Genomic DNA, 14,841 nt, shown 5'->3' on the forward strand with positions numbered 1-14,841 from the left:
ATGGAATGATGAATGAAAAATGTTGAATAATGAAGTCTGGTGATTGGTTATTTCAAGAGCTCGTAAACCCCAGCAACACCCTGACCACCACCAACACAAGCAGTGACTAGTCCATATTTCTTATTCTGGCGTCGGAGTTCATTGAACATCTGTATGGAAAGTTTAGCTCCGGTACATCCCAGCGGATGACCAAGAGCAACAGCTCCACCATTTACGTTTACGATATCTGGATTGAGGTCCAGCGCCTTGATTACTGATAATCCCTGTGCGGCAAACGCTTCATTCAGTTCGATCAGGTCAATGTCATTTAGAGTTAATCCGGCTTGCTTCAGTGCCTTCGGAACAGCTTCTTTAGGTCCAATTCCCATAATTCTGGGATCAACTCCTGCTGCACTATAAGACATCATTCTAGCAACTGGCTCTATGTTTAATTCCTTCACCATTCGCTCTGACATCACTACTACGAAAGCTGCTCCATCAGAAGTTTGTGAGGAATTACCCGCTGTTACTTGCCCGCCATTTTTAAACGCTGGTTTTAAACTTGAAAGAACATCCATGGTCGTTCCAGGACGAGGTCCCTCATCCGTATCCACTACATATTTTCGGGTTTTCTTTTTGCCTTTTTCATCGAGGTACGTTTCTTCCACTTCTACAGGAACGATCTCATCTTTGAATTTGCCAGCAGCAATAGCAGCAATGGCTTTTTCATGAGATTTGACCGAAAAAGCATCTGATTCTTCGCGAGTGATTTCGTATTCCTTTGCCAGTTCCTCTGCAGTCAAACCCATACTGATGTAGTAGGAAGGATGCTCAGTAGCTATTTTGTAATTCAGCACAGTTTTGTAACCCATCATTGGCACCATAGACATAGATTCTGTACCACCAGCAATGATACAATCTGCCATTCCGGCTTTCACTTTTCCAACAGCCAAGGCAATAGCTTCAATTCCAGAACCGCAATAACGGTTGACGATAAAGCCAGGATTCTCTATTCCTAAAGCAAGAAGAGAAATCATTCTTCCCATTTGCATTCCTTGTTCCGCCTCCGGAACGGCATTTCCTACGATCAGATCATCCACCATTTTGGCTTCTAATCCTGGCGTATTTGCTACCAGATGCTTGATCACATCTGAAGCTAGATCATCTGGGCGGTAAAATCTGAATCCACCTTTTTTGGCCTTTCCAACCGCTGATCTATATCCATTTACTATATATGCTTCCATGTTATTTCGAGTTTTTTGAGTATTGAGTTACTTGGTACATTGTACTTAGTACTTTAGACATCAATTTCTAAGCGGTTTTCCTTTGAATAAAATACTGTGGATTCTCTCCAGCGTTTTCTTTTCACCAGTCAAGCTCAAGAATGCTTCGCGCTCCAAGTCCAATAAGTATCGCTCAGAAACTTCAGTTGGCGAGGACAAATCCCCTCCAGACATTACATAGGCTAGTTTTTTGGCAATCAAAGCGTCATGCTCAGATATGTATGCGCCATACCTCATTCCAGTGATTCCAGCTTCAAAAAGTGCCAATGACTCTTTTCCAAGTACACGAATATCTGTTTGCTCAATTGGCTGAGTATAGCCGGCTTCATTCATAGAAATGACTTTCGATTTCGCTTCCGCCAATTGTCGATTTCGGTTGAGGGTAATTCCATCATCCTTTCTCAAATAGCCCAAGTTTCTGGCTTCCTCAGCAGAGGTAGAAACTTTTGCCATGGCGATATTCATAAATGCATCCTGCAGCCTATTCAATTCTACATCTCCGGATTTTACAGCATTGGAAAATCTCAAGGTCATTTCCTTAGTACCACCACCGGCAGGGATTAATCCAACTCCAACTTCCACCAAGCCCATGTACAATTCTGCATGCGCCTGAATGTGATCTGAGTGGAGTGAAAGTTCACAACCACCACCCAATGCCATATTGTGTGGAGCAACTACCACGGGAACGGAAGAATACCTCGCGCGCATCATGGTATTCTGGAATTGTGCAATCATCAAATTGATCTCATCAAAGTCCTGGTCTCCAGCGAACATAAATAGCATGGCTAGATTTGCTCCTGCTGAGAAATTAGCACCTTCATTACCTACCACTAGGCCTTTGTATGATTTCTCAGCCATTCCAATGGCTGTGTTGATCCCTTCGATCACTTCAGCTCCCATTGAATTCATCTTAGTATGGAATTCCAAACCGATCACATCATCGCCTAGGTCATAGACTGATGCTCCGGCATTATTCCAAATGACTTTTCCAGCAGATTTAAGTGTATCCAAAATGATGAAATCATCCATTCCTGGTACCTCCTTATAGGACTTGCTTGGAATGTCGTAGTAGTGCTTTTTACCGTTTTCTACCTTATAGAAAGATTCATTTCCTGCTTCAAGCATTTCATAAACCCATGCAGCTGGCTTTTCTCCAGCAGCTTCCATTTTTTCAACCGTTACTTTCACACCGAGTAAATCCCAGTTTTCGAAAGGCCCGAGTTCCCATCCAAATCCAGCACAAACTGCTTGATCTATTCTGAATAGTTCATCTGCTATCTCAGGGATTCTATTGGAGCAATACTTGAACAAATCATAGAAAGTGGCCCGGTAGAATTCTCCGGCTTTGTCATCAAAATTCACTAAGAATTTGATTCTCTTTTTCAAGTCTTCAAACTCCTTAGCAGCTTCCAACGCTTTGAATTTTGGCTTTTCTAGATCTTTGTACTCAAAGGTTTCAAAATCAATTTCCTTCAATTCTTTTGTTCCGTCTTTGTGTCGGATCATATTGAAATATCCAGATCCAGTTTTGTCGCCTAACCATTTTTTCTCGTACAGTACTTCCATGATTTTCGGAAGTTTGAATTTCTCACGAGACTCATCATTTGGTAAGGCTTTGTAAAGGTTATTGGCCACGTTAACCGTAGTATCCAAACCAACCACATCCATTGTTCTGAACGTAGCAGATTTTGCCCGGCCGATTAGTGTTCCAGTCAATTTATCAACTTCAGATACACCTAAGCCCATTTTTTCGATGGTGTGCATTGCAGAAATAATCGCGTAAACACCAATTCTATTAGCAATAAATGCTGGAGTATCTTTACAAAGAACGGTTTCCTTGCCTAGGAATTTGTCTCCATATTCCATCAAGAAATCTATGTTTTTCTGCTTAGATTTTGGTCCAGGAATGATTTCTAATAGGCGTAAATATCTAGGTGGGTTGAAAAAGTGTGTACCTGCAAAATTTTCCTGGAAATCTTCGGATCTTCCTTCACACATCATGTGCATAGGAATACCGGAAGTATTGGAAGTGACCAGTGTACCTGGCTTTCTGTATTTTTCTACTTTTTCGAAAAGAGACTGCTTGATATCAAGTCTCTCAACGATCACCTCCATCACCCAATCGTAATCTTTGATTTTTGGGAGATCGTCATCAAAATTTCCTGTAGTAATCCTGGAAGCAAATGCCTTGTCATAAATAGCTGATGGATTTGACTTTAGTGTGCTTTGCAAAGCTCTGGTCACTATTCGATTTCTGACTATTGGATCTTCTTTGGTCAGTCCTTTTTTCTGCTCTTGCTCGGTAAGTTCAAAGGGTACTATGTCCAGTAAAAGCACTTGCACGCCGATATTAGCAAAATGACAGGCAATTCTGGATCCCATAACACCCGAACCTAAAATGGCAACTTTCTTAATGGTTCTGTTCATAATTTTGGGCTTTTGGTAGTTTATACCTTGTGGTCGTTATATGGTTTATAGTTCAAAGATTGGCTTGTTGACATCTATTCCTTTGGCGGTCTGTACTTGATCTATCACCAGTTGAATTTTTTCAAATACTTTGAAGAAATCCTGAAGCTCATCTTCAGTTACGATTTCCCGCACCTGATCATTGAATTCTTTGATTGTATTCACTGACCTTTCTTTTTTCTTCTTGCCTTCATCTGTTAAAAAGATCCTCACAGAACGCTTATCTATCGGGTCAGGCATTTTGTAAATCATTCCTTTCTCCTCCATTGTTTTCAGCATTCTGGTCAAACTCCTAGTCTCTAGACCTAGTTTTGGGGCAATTTTAGTAGCAGGCGTACCTTCTGTAGAATTGATATTGATCAGCACAAATCCAATAGCTGTAGTAAATCCCTCCTCAGCAGCTTGCTGATTGTACATTCTGGAAATCGCATGCCAGGCACTTTTTATATGATAATCAACTGTTTCTTCTCTTTTCATCTCTACGGAATTCTCCAATTATTGAGGAATTCTAATTTACTAAAAATAATGTATGCATGCATACTATATTTGAAAAAAGTTATGCATGCATCACAAATTATCGCCTTGAATACCTAGGTAATTCACTGCAATTATTGTGATAAAGCAAATATTTCACTAAAAAACAGAATAATTAATAAGAAAAAACTCCTTAAGTAAAAGGATATATTAATGTTAATAAATAGTAAAATCTACTTGGTTGGATTTCATTCATGATAAATATGCTCAATCTCTTTGGCATATTTCTGCAAGATGACCTTGCGTTTCAATTTCATTGTTGGAGTCAATTCTCCTGATTCTATTCCCCAAGCTTCCGGCAAAAGCTTGAATCGCTTTATCTGCTCCCATTTACCAAAGTACTTATTGATTTGTTCGATTTCTCGATCGTACTTTTCAACGATTTCGGCTTTGAGAATAATTTCCCTATCAGTGGTATAAGGAATGCCTTTATGCTTGCAATAGTCTTTCAATCCTTCAAAACTAGGCACAATCAATGCGCTTGGATAATTTTTATTTTCACCCACGACCATCAACTGATCTATCAGCGTGGATTCCTTGAATTTATTTTCCATCAGCTGAGGCGCAATATATTTGCCTCCGGACGTTTTGAACATCTCCTTCTTACGATCGGTGATTCTCAGGAAAGATCCGTCTAGCTCACCAATGTCACCGGTATGAAACCAGCCGTTTTGAAGTACTTCTGCGGTCATATCGGGTTGCTTATAGTAACCTAGCATTACATTGGGACCTTTGACTAGGATTTCGCCATCTTCAGCGATTTTTACTTTTACATCCTGAACAATTTTCCCCACCCACCCTATTCTCATTTCTTCATTTGTACAGACAGATGCTGAAATTACAGGAGAAGTCTCTGTTAAGCCATAACCTTCACACACTTTGATCCCAGCAGCCCAAAAAACCCGAGCTAACCTAGGTTGTAATGCTGATGCACCGGAATTAATTTGAAGTACTTCTCCTCCTAAAGCTTCTCTCCATTTACTAAAAATCAGTTTATTGGCCATTTTCAACTGAAAATCATACCAAGCTCCCATTTTTTTACCAGGTTCATAGTCCAATCCTAAATTCAATGCCCAGAAGAAAAGCTGTTTTTTAATCCCTGATAGCTCATAGCCTTTGGCTACTATCTTGTCATAGATTTTCTCTAGAAGACGAGGAACTGTATTAAATGCATTCGGTTTGACTTCTTTCATATTTTCCCCCAAAGTTTCTAAGCTCTCAGCGTAATAAATAGAGAAACCCAAGTACATAAAACAGAAAGAACCTGTGCGCTCATATATATGGCAAAGCGGAAGAAAACTAAGCACTCGGGAAGTGCCACGATCAGGAGTCATAATCGCAGCAATGGATAATACATTCGAAAGAACATTATTATGTGAAAGCATTACACCCTTTGGCCGCCCAGTCGTGCCAGAAGTGTAAATGATGGTGAACATGTCCTCACCCATTACTGTCTCTTTCAACAGCTCTAACGGTTCAATACTTTCATTTACACCTATCGCCAAGAAATCCTCCCAGAATATTGCACCTTTGATTGTAGAAAAACTATAAATTAATCGATCTCCGCTTACTTCTTTGGCTTTATCATAAATCTCCTGATCACCAACGAAAATCATTTTGACTTCGGCATGATCAAAAATATATTCAAAATCTGAAGAGGTGATTGTAGGATAAACGGGTACAGAAATAGCACCGATCTGCTGTAGGGCAAAATCAATGAAATTCCATTCTGGACAGTTTTCAGAAATTATCGCAACTTTTTCATCTTTTTTCAATCCGACCTTTAAAAAAGCTAAGCTTAGGTTGTCTACTATTTCTTTTAGGTCTCTCGATGAAAATGATTTCCAATCGCCATTTTCTTTCTTCGAAAGAGCTATCTCTTTATTGTAAGTAGCGATCTGATAAGGAATCAAATCAAAAAGTCTGGATGGCTTCATAGTTTGTCATTTTGGGTACTTTATAATATTACCAAAATGTGAGGCCATTACAAAGAGTTATCCACGCTCTCTTTTTATAATAGTTGTAAAATAGATTTTTAAAAAAATTCTTTACTAAGGTTATTAGGACTGTGGATTTGTGGAAAAGAAGAAGGTTTATTCTTCTCCACTCTTAGTGGGATAGTAAAGTTGAGTTGTCCACGGGTTATCCTCTTTTTGTCCACATGTAAGACGTTGAGAATTATTGTAGTAATTGAATATCCCAATTTTTGTGGATTAGGTCTTAATTATTCACTGTTGGTAAAAGGGCTGTTGATAGAATGATTTTGTTTAGTGGATAACTGTTGGCTTTTCCCCAATTCTAGGGCTTGATAGAATTGGGGAAGTTTGGTAGGTAGAAAAGTGTTCAGTTATCCTGAAGTAGTCCACTTTTATCCACAACTGATTTGGTACTTATCCACGCCTAATCCTGGTCGATTTTTATGCCTGTATTAGGTGTAGCTTTGATCACTAGATCTTCTACAATCCAACCACCTCTTATTAGAATGTTACCATTTCCTGTTTCTGGATCTAAGAAATTGAAAGTCCGTTCTGCATATCTTTTTTCTTCAAAATTTGCTGGATCCCATCGGTGGTTCTTGTTTGTATCTTCTATTACTCGTATTTGATAGTTTGCTGCTTCTATTAGTTTGAAGGAGAATTGATTACCGCTTTCTATATAGGACTCCCTTATCAGCTCTCCTTTACTATCCAAAAGTTGTACAATAAATGGTCCCTCTGATCCTTCAATTTTTCCTGATATTTCATCTGAGAGTGTTTCTTTTTTCAACTTTTTATAATTAGCACTCAAGGCAACTTCATTGTATTGCCCTTCTATATCTCTGAAGGTGGAATCTGCTGCTTTAAGTGAAAATGTCTCATAGGGTATAGAGTCCGGAACCAACAGATTAATTCTTAAAACATCTCTTCTCAAAGAATCTTTGAAACTTAACATTTCTGGAGAAATCTTAACAACAGAGGCTGTGTCGTAAGCTAGATAAAGGGAATCGTAATTTATGTCTGTGATAGGCTTGTTAAAGGTTAGTTCTATGGGTAGGTTTTGGTAAAAATTTTTGCCTGAATTAGCTGATATGGTAAGTTTCTCTGGTTTTCTTTCTGATTCTTCAAATTTGGCCCAGATTAATGAATCAACTTCATATCCAACCGAATCCTTTACGTTCAAATTAAATGATATGCTATCTGCTATTATTGACTTTGAATAAAGATTGATTCTTTTTTCTCCTATCGTATAAAATATTTCACTTCCAATTTTGTCATTCTTTAATAGTACTTCATTCGGTGTCTTGTTCAATACAATAGTATAATTAGAACCTATTGGTGACGAACGAAGTAAGTTTATAGGGTTTTGATCACCTTTTGAAAGATTGAAATGTAAGCCTTCTATGTTTTGGTTAATGGTGATTGTATCTTTTATGAAATCAAAAGCTTCGGATTTATACTCTGCTTTTAAGCTATTATTATCATCCTGCCACGCATAAGCAAAGTATTTTCCTGCTTTGATGTTGGATATGGAAAAGTTTGCAGCAGTGTCAACTTGACTCAAATAGTATGGAGGTGCTATAAAGACATTTGTTGTATCATCAATAGGATATAGACCTACTATGGCATTTTCTATTTTATCATTTTTCCCTGGAAAATACCTGTTGACAGATCCTGTTACTCTTAGGCTGTCTATTTGTTCTCCTGTGGAAAAAACTAGTTTTAGATTTTCTGCTGGGTTTCCCTCTGATAAATCCTGAATAGATTTCTGGAAATTGAAGACATAGGTTGTGTTATCTTCAAGTTCTTGATTTAATTCTATTTCAAGCGTGTTTTTTAAAGCTGTAATAATTACCTCATCCTTATTGATTCTTGGAGTGATCAGGATGTTTTTGTTGGCATTGTCTAGCTTAATGTATTCGTCAAAAGTGATTACTATCGCCTTGGGTTTTGTATTTAGACTCTGGTCTTTTGGAATCATTTCCAGGACTATAGGTGGGTCTTCGTCTTGAGGCCCTCCCATTGGCGTACTTTGTTTAGCACATGATAAAGCCAATAGGCTTAAAATTAAAAGTGCGATTAGATTTGAATGTTTCACTTCTTTTGGAACACAAATATGTTACTTGAATAATTTCCTGCAGTCTTACGCGCTTCACTGTTTGACTTTTTGCCTGACATGATGGCCTTCCAATATTTTTGTACTAAGGATTGATTTGGATTGATATATCCTTCAGACAATAATGATACATAGTAGCTATCGAAATTCATCGGCATTTGCTTCACAAGTTGTAAATCAAAAATCTCTCCGAAGCTTACAATAGACTTATGGTTAAAATGATATAGATGCCTTGGTACATCCCATCCTGCCCAATGCTCTAGATACTTTTTAGCATCATGACTTTCTGGGTTTGGAACAGCAATAATTATATAACCATCTGAATTTAAGTGATTTATAATTTTTTTTACAGTCTTTCTAAGTGAATGGACGTGTTCAAGTACATGAAAAAGTGTAATGATCTCAAATGAACTTCCTTTGGGTAGTTCATCAATGGATGCATAGACTTTTCCATCTACCTTAGAGTTTGCTAGGTTTCTCGCTTTTTCATTTGGCTCTATACCTTTTACTTTCCATCCACTTTCTTTTGCTTTGGTAAGAAGCTCGCCTGTGCCACAGCCATAATCCAGATATTTGCCTTTGGAAGGCTTTAGGCTATTTAGATGTTTTACTTTTTGGGAAACAGCATATTTTCTTACTTTATGATAAACAAGCTGGGTTAGATTTTTGGCTTTATCCTCGTGAGAGAAGTATTCAGGAAAATCATAGTATGGTCCTATCGTATCTTCGGTTGGTCTAGGATTCGTAAATTTCAATCCGCACTTTGTACAGTTGCATATGATAAATGACTCTTGGCTTACTGCAAAATCTTTAATTTCTTCAGAATTAAGAAAATGTCCACTTTTACAAAGTGGACATTTTGTAAGTCTTTCTAGCATTTTATCTTCCAAGGTAAACAGTGATTATTGATAAGTCTGCTGGTGTCACTCCGCTAATTCGGGAAGCTTGACCCATCGTCTCAGGTCTTATTTTAGTCAATTTTTGTTTTCCTTCTGTCGAAAGGGCGGGTATAGCTTTATAGTCGAAATTCAATGGAATTTTGAAGTTTTCCATGTTACTCAACTTATCTACCATTTGCTGTTCTTTTTCTATATAACTATCGTATTTGATTTGGATCTCTGCTTGTTCTAGTACTTCTATAGAATAGTTAGATAGGTATTCATTTATTTCTGGATTAAAAGATTTGAGGTCTTTAAGTCCTATTTGAGGTCTTTTGAGAAGTTTTTCTGCAGTTATTTTTTCCTTGATAATTGCTGTACCAGATTCTTCCAAACCAGTATTGATACTTACTGGAGATAGTTTTTTCTGTTTAAGGTCGTTGATAAGTCTTGCTGTTTCTTCTTTTTTGGTATTCATTTTGGCCAAACGTTCGTCAGAAGCTAGTCCAATATCATGTCCTTTCTGAGTCAATCTTAGATCTGCATTATCTTGGCGAAGTAATAGTCTAAATTCTGCTCTCGAAGTAAACATTCGATACGGCTCATCTGTGCCTTTATTTATTAAGTCATCAATTAGAACTCCTATATAGGCATCTGACCTTTTTAATAAGAATGGATCCTTTTCCTGCACTTTGAGACTGGCATTTATTCCAGCAACTAATCCTTGTGAAGCAGCTTCTTCATATCCAGTTGTCCCATTAATCTGTCCTGCGAAATAAAGATTTTCGATTAACTGAGTTTCTAACGTTAGTTTCAATTGAGTTGGTGGAAAATAATCATACTCAATTGCATACCCTGGACGAAACATCTTTGCATTTTCAAAGCCCGAAATTTTTCGCAAAGCCTTGAATTGTACATCCTCAGGTAGTGAAGTGGAGAAGCCGTTTATATACATTTCTACAGTGTTCCATCCTTCAGGTTCTACAAAGATTTGATGCCTGTCTCTTTCTGCAAATCGATTGATTTTATCTTCAATAGATGGGCAATATCTTGGACCTAGTCCTTGGATTCTTCCATTGAACATGGGAGATCTGTCAAATCCTTCTTCTAAACTTGAGTGTACATCTTTATTCGTATAGGTAATCCAGCAAGTTCTTTGCTCTTTCAGAGTTGTTGTTTTATCAGAATAACTGAACTTCTCTGGGTTTTCGTCTCCATGTTGAACTTCCATTTTAGAATAATCAAGACTTCTTCCATCTACTCTTGGTGGTGTGCCAGTCTTCATTCTTCCTGATTCAAACCCCAATTGCACCAATTGCTCTGTTATACCTCGCGCAGCTGCTTCACCAGTTCTTCCACCCCCAAATTGTTTTTCGCCAATATGTATTAGTCCGTTTAGGAATGTTCCATTAGTTAGTACGACACTTTTACCTTGGATTTCTAGTCCTATACTAGTTCTGACTCCTTTTAGTTCGCCATTCTTCACTAGTAGTCCAGTGATCATTTCTTGCCAGAAGTCCACATTAGGAGTTTGTTCCAAGGCGAGTCTCCATTCTTCAGCGAATTTCATTCTGTCATTCTGAGATCTTGGAGACCACATAGCAGGTCCTTTTGATCTATTTAGCATCCTAAACTGAATCATAGATTTGTCGGATATAATACCCGACATTCCTCCTAGTGCATCAATTTCTCGCACTATTTGCCCTTTTGCAACACCACCCATTGCTGGGTTACATGACATCTGAGCGATTGTGTTCATGTTCATTGTACATAGTAGTACTTTTGAGCCCATTTGTGCAGCGGCATGTGCTGCCTCACAACCTGCGTGCCCTGCTCCTACTACTATGACATCATATATTGGAAACATCGTATCCTATTTTTGTACTGTTTCACGTGGAACATGAATGTATTTCGTCTTTTGGAAAATACTGTTTCACGTGGAACGTTTAAATCTCTTCGAATAATTTTATAGCAAACTCCTCTTTACTTCTCATCATGATGGCCTCTGCTTTTGTTTTGTCCTTGTAGCCTAGGAGATGAAAAAGCCCATGGCTAATTACTCTACTCAACTCTCTTTCTTCTTTTACTTTATGTGTTGCTGAATTTTCTTTTACTCTCTCTATACTTATAAATATATCTCCTTCTATAATGTTTTCTTCTTCAGAATTATCAAAGGTGATGATATCCGTATATGTATCATGATCAAGATATTCTTGGTTTATGTTGAGTAAATATTCATCAGAGCAAAACACGTAATTGAGATCTTCAATTTTGTGGTTTTCAGATTCTGCAATTTTTTTTAACCAATCTTTTCTTTTTCTCTTTTCTTTCAAGGAAAAAGGGACTTCTTCTGCAAAGAAATTTATCGGCATAGTTTAGTTCATATAAAATGATAAAACCGTCTTGGTTCCATTTTCTTCAAACTTCACATCATCTGATAGGTGTTTGATTAGGAAAATTCCCCTTCCTCCAGGTTTTTCAATGTTTTCGGGTGCTGTCGGATCTTTTAGCTCATTGTAATCAAATCCATCTCCTTCATCCTGAATGGTGAACAAAAGCAATTCATCTTCTAATGCTAGTTCCAAATGTACCAGTTTGTTTTTATCCCCTTGGTTTCCATGGATGATGGCATTACTGATGCACTCAGTCACTGATATCATAATATTACCGTAGATATCATCATTGATCTCGAAGTTTTCTCGAGCGTTGTCGATGAAACTTTCAATTATTTTTATATTCTCAATGAGAGATGGAATGGAAATTTTTATGCTTTTCATCATAATTGTTTTCAATGAGTAGTATCTGCTGTTTTATTCTACTTCTAGTAATATTGGACAATGATCTGAATGTTTTGCATCAGCTAAAATGGTTGAACTTCTAAGACGCTCTTTCATTGGTTCAGTTGCCATATGGTAATCTATTCTCCATCCTAGATTCTTTGCTCTGGAATTTGCTCTGTAGCTCCACCAGGTATAATTATCTGGCTGATCATTAAATGTCCTAAAACTATCAATAAACCCTGATTCTGTGAATTTATCCATCCATGCTCTTTCTTCGGGTAGGAACCCAGAGGTGTTTTTATTTGACTTCGGATTATGGATATCTATTGCCTTGTGACAAATATTATAGTCTCCACTTAAAATCAAATTTGGATTAGTTTTTCTTAAATCCTGCATGTATCCATATATGTCATCAAGAAACTCATATTTGAATGTTTGTCTGATATCCCCGGTTGTACCAGAAGGAAAATAGGCAGTTAAGAATGAGAAATCCTCAAAATCTACTTGAAGTAATCTTCCTTCCTCGTCATACTTGGAAATATCCATTCCAAGCTTTACAGATTTTGGCTTTATTTTAGTCAATATTGCCACTCCACTATATCCTTTTTTGAAAGCTGGGTACCAATAGATTTCGTAGCCTAAATCGTGAAAAATACTCGCATCTATTTGTTCTAAATTGGCCTTAACCTCCTGTAAACCAATTATGTCTGGGTTTACCTGCTTTAGCCAATCTACAAATCCTTTGTTCATTGCGGCACGTATGCCATTTACGTTATACGATACTATCTTCACGATTTAATCAATTATTATTTCATATTCTTTTTCAAAATATTCCAATACCTGAATCTTTAAAAGCTTTTCCTGATCCAACAAATCAAAATGAGGAAGCTCTTTTACTAATTTCCAATGCGGCCATCCATCTTGATCTACATAATCAAGTTCATAAAAACCGTCATAGCTCAGCACCTTGCAAACAGCGATATGCATCAAATCTTGCTTTTGCTCCTTACTAAATATCCTATTGCCTTGACCAAGTTCTTGAACTCCAATAAGAAAGAGTACGCCATTTAAGTCCGCAGGTTTTTTTCCTATGGTTTCTTTTAGCCCTTCCAATAGTTTGGACCAACGTTTTTCTAATGCTAGATCGCGTTTAAACATTGTAAATTATTGATTTTCAAGTGTTTCCCAATATTCTGCAGCTCTTCTTAGGTGTGGGATAACTATTGTCCCGCCTATAAGTGATGCAATAGAAAATACCTCAAATATTTGCTCTTTCGTTAAACCAACTTCATGGCACTTTCCTAAATGGTATTTTACACAGTCATCGCACCTCAGAACCATAGAACAAGCTAGTCCAATCATTTCTTTTGACTTTACATCTACCGATCCTTCAGCATAAGCATTAGTGTCAAGATTAAATAAACGCTTGATTATTTTATTGTCTTCAGCCAAAATCTTTGTATTCATCTGACTGCGGTACTCGTTGAATTCTTCTATGAGATTCATTAACTTAACTGTTTAGGAAAGAATTAAGTAGCAAATATACCACTATTTGCCCTTGGCAGATAGGAACAAGCCTTTTTCACAATGCGTTTATTTTTTGTAAAAGATTTTTTGGATTTAGTTTTCCCACGCAATTGCCTAATGTGTGGAAGATCTCTTTATGACTCCGAGCAGAATCTCTGCATCGTTTGTAAGGGTACTCTTCCTGTCACAAGTTATCATTTGAGACCTATTGATAATGATTTGTGCGATAAGGTAAAAGGATTGAGTACCGTCGGGATGGTGATGGCCTTTCTGAAATTTACCAAAGGCGGAAGTAGCCAAAAACTTCTGCATCAGCTGAAGTATAGAAATAAGCCTCAACTGGGCCAAGAATTGGGGTTAATGTATGGAAAAATTCTAAATGAGAATGGATTTTCTAGATTTTGGGACCTGATTGTACCTGTGCCATTGCATCCATTGAAACAAAGCCGAAGAGGATATAATCAAAGTGAAAAATTTGGGCTTGGTCTTTCAGAAGCCTTATCTGTTAAGTTTGAACTTTCTCTTGTCCGTGGAAAATTTACCGAGACACAAACCCAAAAATCTAGACTCGAACGAATGTATAATGTAGATGATGTTTTTCAGATTGCACCTTATTCTAGTATTACAAGTAAATCTATTTTATTAGTTGACGATGTGATGACGACTGGTGCTACATTGAGTGCGTGTGCAAATGTACTTTTGGCGAACGGAGCAAAAAATGTAGATTTGGTTACTATCGCAGCAGGAGGATAATTACTATGATTGATATCGAATTATTAAAGTACCCTATAGGCAAATTTCAGAAGCCTGAATTGATTTTAGATCAAAATTTAGAGGAGGCAATTACATACTTAGGAATGTTTCCTCAGTACCTGGAAGAAACCGTACAGGGTTTTTCTGAAGAACAGTTAAACACCCCATATCGGCCGGGCGGCTGGACTGTAAGGCAATTGATTCATCACCTGTCTGATAGCCATATGAATGCGCTACTTCGCTTTAAATTGGCGCTAACAGAAGTAAATCCAACTATTAAGCCTTACGATGAAGCTGAATGGGCCAAATTAGAAGATTACTCCCTTCCGGTGTCAGAGTCACTCACGCTTATCAAAGGAATTCATTTGAAATGGGCAATCGTACTTAAATCTATGCAAGCTCAGGATTTTGAGAAAACGTATTTTCACCCAGAATCACAATCTACAGTTCCTCTTTCCGAAGTTACGCTTATGTATCAGTGGCATTCACAGCACCATTTAGCACATATTCAGCATTTGATGATTCGTGAAAAATGGTAACAAACCTGAT

General features: G+C 37.5%; 14 protein-coding genes. 2 read left to right on the plus strand and 12 right to left on the minus strand.

Going from position 1 to position 14,841, the window contains the following annotated elements; genetic code table 11:
- Window positions 1-47: 47 nt before the first annotated feature.
- The 12 genes from QOL76_RS05010 to QOL76_RS05065 all read right to left on the minus strand — a co-directional run bounded on the left by QOL76_RS05010 (window position 48) and on the right by QOL76_RS05065 (window position 13,518).
- On the minus strand, window positions 48-1,223 hold the full coding sequence (locus QOL76_RS05010; protein WP_283411935.1) for a thiolase family protein: 1,176 nt from the start codon (window positions 1,221-1,223) through the stop codon (window positions 48-50).
- 60 nt (window positions 1,224-1,283) lie between these two features.
- Complete coding sequence (locus QOL76_RS05015; protein WP_283411936.1) at window positions 1,284-3,689, minus strand: 3-hydroxyacyl-CoA dehydrogenase/enoyl-CoA hydratase family protein; 2,406 nt, start codon at window positions 3,687-3,689, stop codon at window positions 1,284-1,286.
- Window positions 3,690-3,734: 45 nt separating this feature from the next.
- Window positions 3,735-4,205 carry a MarR family winged helix-turn-helix transcriptional regulator gene (locus tag QOL76_RS05020; protein WP_283411937.1) on the minus strand — a complete coding sequence of 157 codons (471 nt, stop codon included), beginning with the start codon at window positions 4,203-4,205 and terminating at the stop codon, window positions 3,735-3,737.
- Window positions 4,206-4,450: 245 nt separating this feature from the next.
- Window positions 4,451-6,199, minus strand: coding sequence for an AMP-dependent synthetase/ligase (locus QOL76_RS05025; protein WP_283411938.1), 1,749 nt, complete (start codon window positions 6,197-6,199; stop codon window positions 4,451-4,453).
- A gap of 463 nt (window positions 6,200-6,662) precedes the next feature.
- The gene (locus tag QOL76_RS05030; protein WP_283411939.1) at window positions 6,663-8,261 is read right to left on the minus strand and encodes an Ig-like domain-containing domain; all 1,599 of its coding nucleotides are present in this window, start codon (window positions 8,259-8,261) and stop codon (window positions 6,663-6,665) included.
- A 71-nt stretch (window positions 8,262-8,332) separates the two neighbouring features.
- Window positions 8,333-9,232 (minus strand): class I SAM-dependent methyltransferase, encoded by a 900-nt coding sequence (locus tag QOL76_RS05035; protein ID WP_283411940.1) that lies wholly within the window; start codon window positions 9,230-9,232, stop codon window positions 8,333-8,335.
- 1 nt (window position 9,233) lies between these two features.
- A complete protein-coding gene (gene mnmG / locus QOL76_RS05040) occupies window positions 9,234-11,099 on the minus strand; it encodes a tRNA uridine-5-carboxymethylaminomethyl(34) synthesis enzyme MnmG (protein WP_283411941.1) in 1,866 nt (621 codons plus the stop codon).
- A gap of 79 nt (window positions 11,100-11,178) precedes the next feature.
- A complete protein-coding gene (gene ybeY, locus QOL76_RS05045) occupies window positions 11,179-11,604 on the minus strand; it encodes an rRNA maturation RNase YbeY (protein ID WP_283411942.1) in 426 nt (141 codons plus the stop codon).
- A 3-nt stretch (window positions 11,605-11,607) separates the two neighbouring features.
- Entirely contained in the window at window positions 11,608-12,009 is a 402-nt protein-coding gene (locus QOL76_RS05050) for an ATP-binding protein (RefSeq protein WP_283411943.1), read from the minus strand.
- 33 nt (window positions 12,010-12,042) lie between these two features.
- Window positions 12,043-12,804: an exodeoxyribonuclease III gene (locus QOL76_RS05055; protein ID WP_283411944.1), complete on the minus strand. Its 762-nt coding sequence runs from the start codon at window positions 12,802-12,804 to the stop codon at window positions 12,043-12,045.
- A 3-nt stretch (window positions 12,805-12,807) separates the two neighbouring features.
- The gene (locus QOL76_RS05060) at window positions 12,808-13,170 is read right to left on the minus strand and encodes a hypothetical protein (protein WP_283411945.1); all 363 of its coding nucleotides are present in this window, start codon (window positions 13,168-13,170) and stop codon (window positions 12,808-12,810) included.
- Window positions 13,171-13,176: 6 nt separating this feature from the next.
- Window positions 13,177-13,518, minus strand: coding sequence for a carboxymuconolactone decarboxylase family protein (locus QOL76_RS05065; protein ID WP_283411946.1), 342 nt, complete (start codon window positions 13,516-13,518; stop codon window positions 13,177-13,179).
- A gap of 81 nt (window positions 13,519-13,599) precedes the next feature.
- On the opposite strand from QOL76_RS05065, the gene QOL76_RS05070 reads away from it, so the two are divergent.
- A complete protein-coding gene (locus tag QOL76_RS05070) occupies window positions 13,600-14,292 on the plus strand; it encodes a ComF family protein (RefSeq protein ID WP_283411947.1) in 693 nt (230 codons plus the stop codon).
- Window positions 14,293-14,297: 5 nt separating this feature from the next.
- Window positions 14,298-14,831, plus strand: coding sequence for a YfiT family bacillithiol transferase (locus QOL76_RS05075; protein ID WP_283411948.1), 534 nt, complete (start codon window positions 14,298-14,300; stop codon window positions 14,829-14,831).
- The last annotated feature ends 10 nt before the right edge of the window (window positions 14,832-14,841 follow it).

The organism is Algoriphagus winogradskyi (assembly GCF_900182815.1).
Taxonomy (GTDB): Bacteria; Bacteroidota; Bacteroidia; order Cytophagales; family Cyclobacteriaceae; genus Algoriphagus; species Algoriphagus winogradskyi.

Coding starts and splice junctions, on each gene's coding strand:
- QOL76_RS05010 (WP_283411935.1), bottom strand. CDS start 1,223: ATGGAAGCATATATAGTAAATGGATATAGATCAGCGGTTGGAAAGGCC.
- QOL76_RS05015 (WP_283411936.1), bottom strand. CDS start 3,689: ATGAACAGAACCATTAAGAAAGTTGCCATTTTAGGTTCGGGTGTTATG.
- QOL76_RS05020 (WP_283411937.1), bottom strand. CDS start 4,205: ATGAAAAGAGAAGAAACAGTTGATTATCATATAAAAAGTGCCTGGCAT.
- QOL76_RS05025 (WP_283411938.1), bottom strand. CDS start 6,199: ATGAAGCCATCCAGACTTTTTGATTTGATTCCTTATCAGATCGCTACT.
- QOL76_RS05030 (WP_283411939.1), bottom strand. CDS start 8,261: ATGGGAGGGCCTCAAGACGAAGACCCACCTATAGTCCTGGAAATGATT.
- QOL76_RS05035 (WP_283411940.1), bottom strand. CDS start 9,232: ATGCTAGAAAGACTTACAAAATGTCCACTTTGTAAAAGTGGACATTTT.
- mnmG (WP_283411941.1), bottom strand. CDS start 11,099: ATGTTTCCAATATATGATGTCATAGTAGTAGGAGCAGGGCACGCAGGT.
- ybeY (WP_283411942.1), bottom strand. CDS start 11,604: ATGCCGATAAATTTCTTTGCAGAAGAAGTCCCTTTTTCCTTGAAAGAA.
- QOL76_RS05050 (WP_283411943.1), bottom strand. CDS start 12,009: ATGAAAAGCATAAAAATTTCCATTCCATCTCTCATTGAGAATATAAAA.
- QOL76_RS05060 (WP_283411945.1), bottom strand. CDS start 13,170: ATGTTTAAACGCGATCTAGCATTAGAAAAACGTTGGTCCAAACTATTG.
- QOL76_RS05065 (WP_283411946.1), bottom strand. CDS start 13,518: ATGAATCTCATAGAAGAATTCAACGAGTACCGCAGTCAGATGAATACA.
- QOL76_RS05070 (WP_283411947.1), top strand. CDS start 13,600: ATGCGTTTATTTTTTGTAAAAGATTTTTTGGATTTAGTTTTCCCACGC.
- QOL76_RS05075 (WP_283411948.1), top strand. CDS start 14,298: ATGATTGATATCGAATTATTAAAGTACCCTATAGGCAAATTTCAGAAG.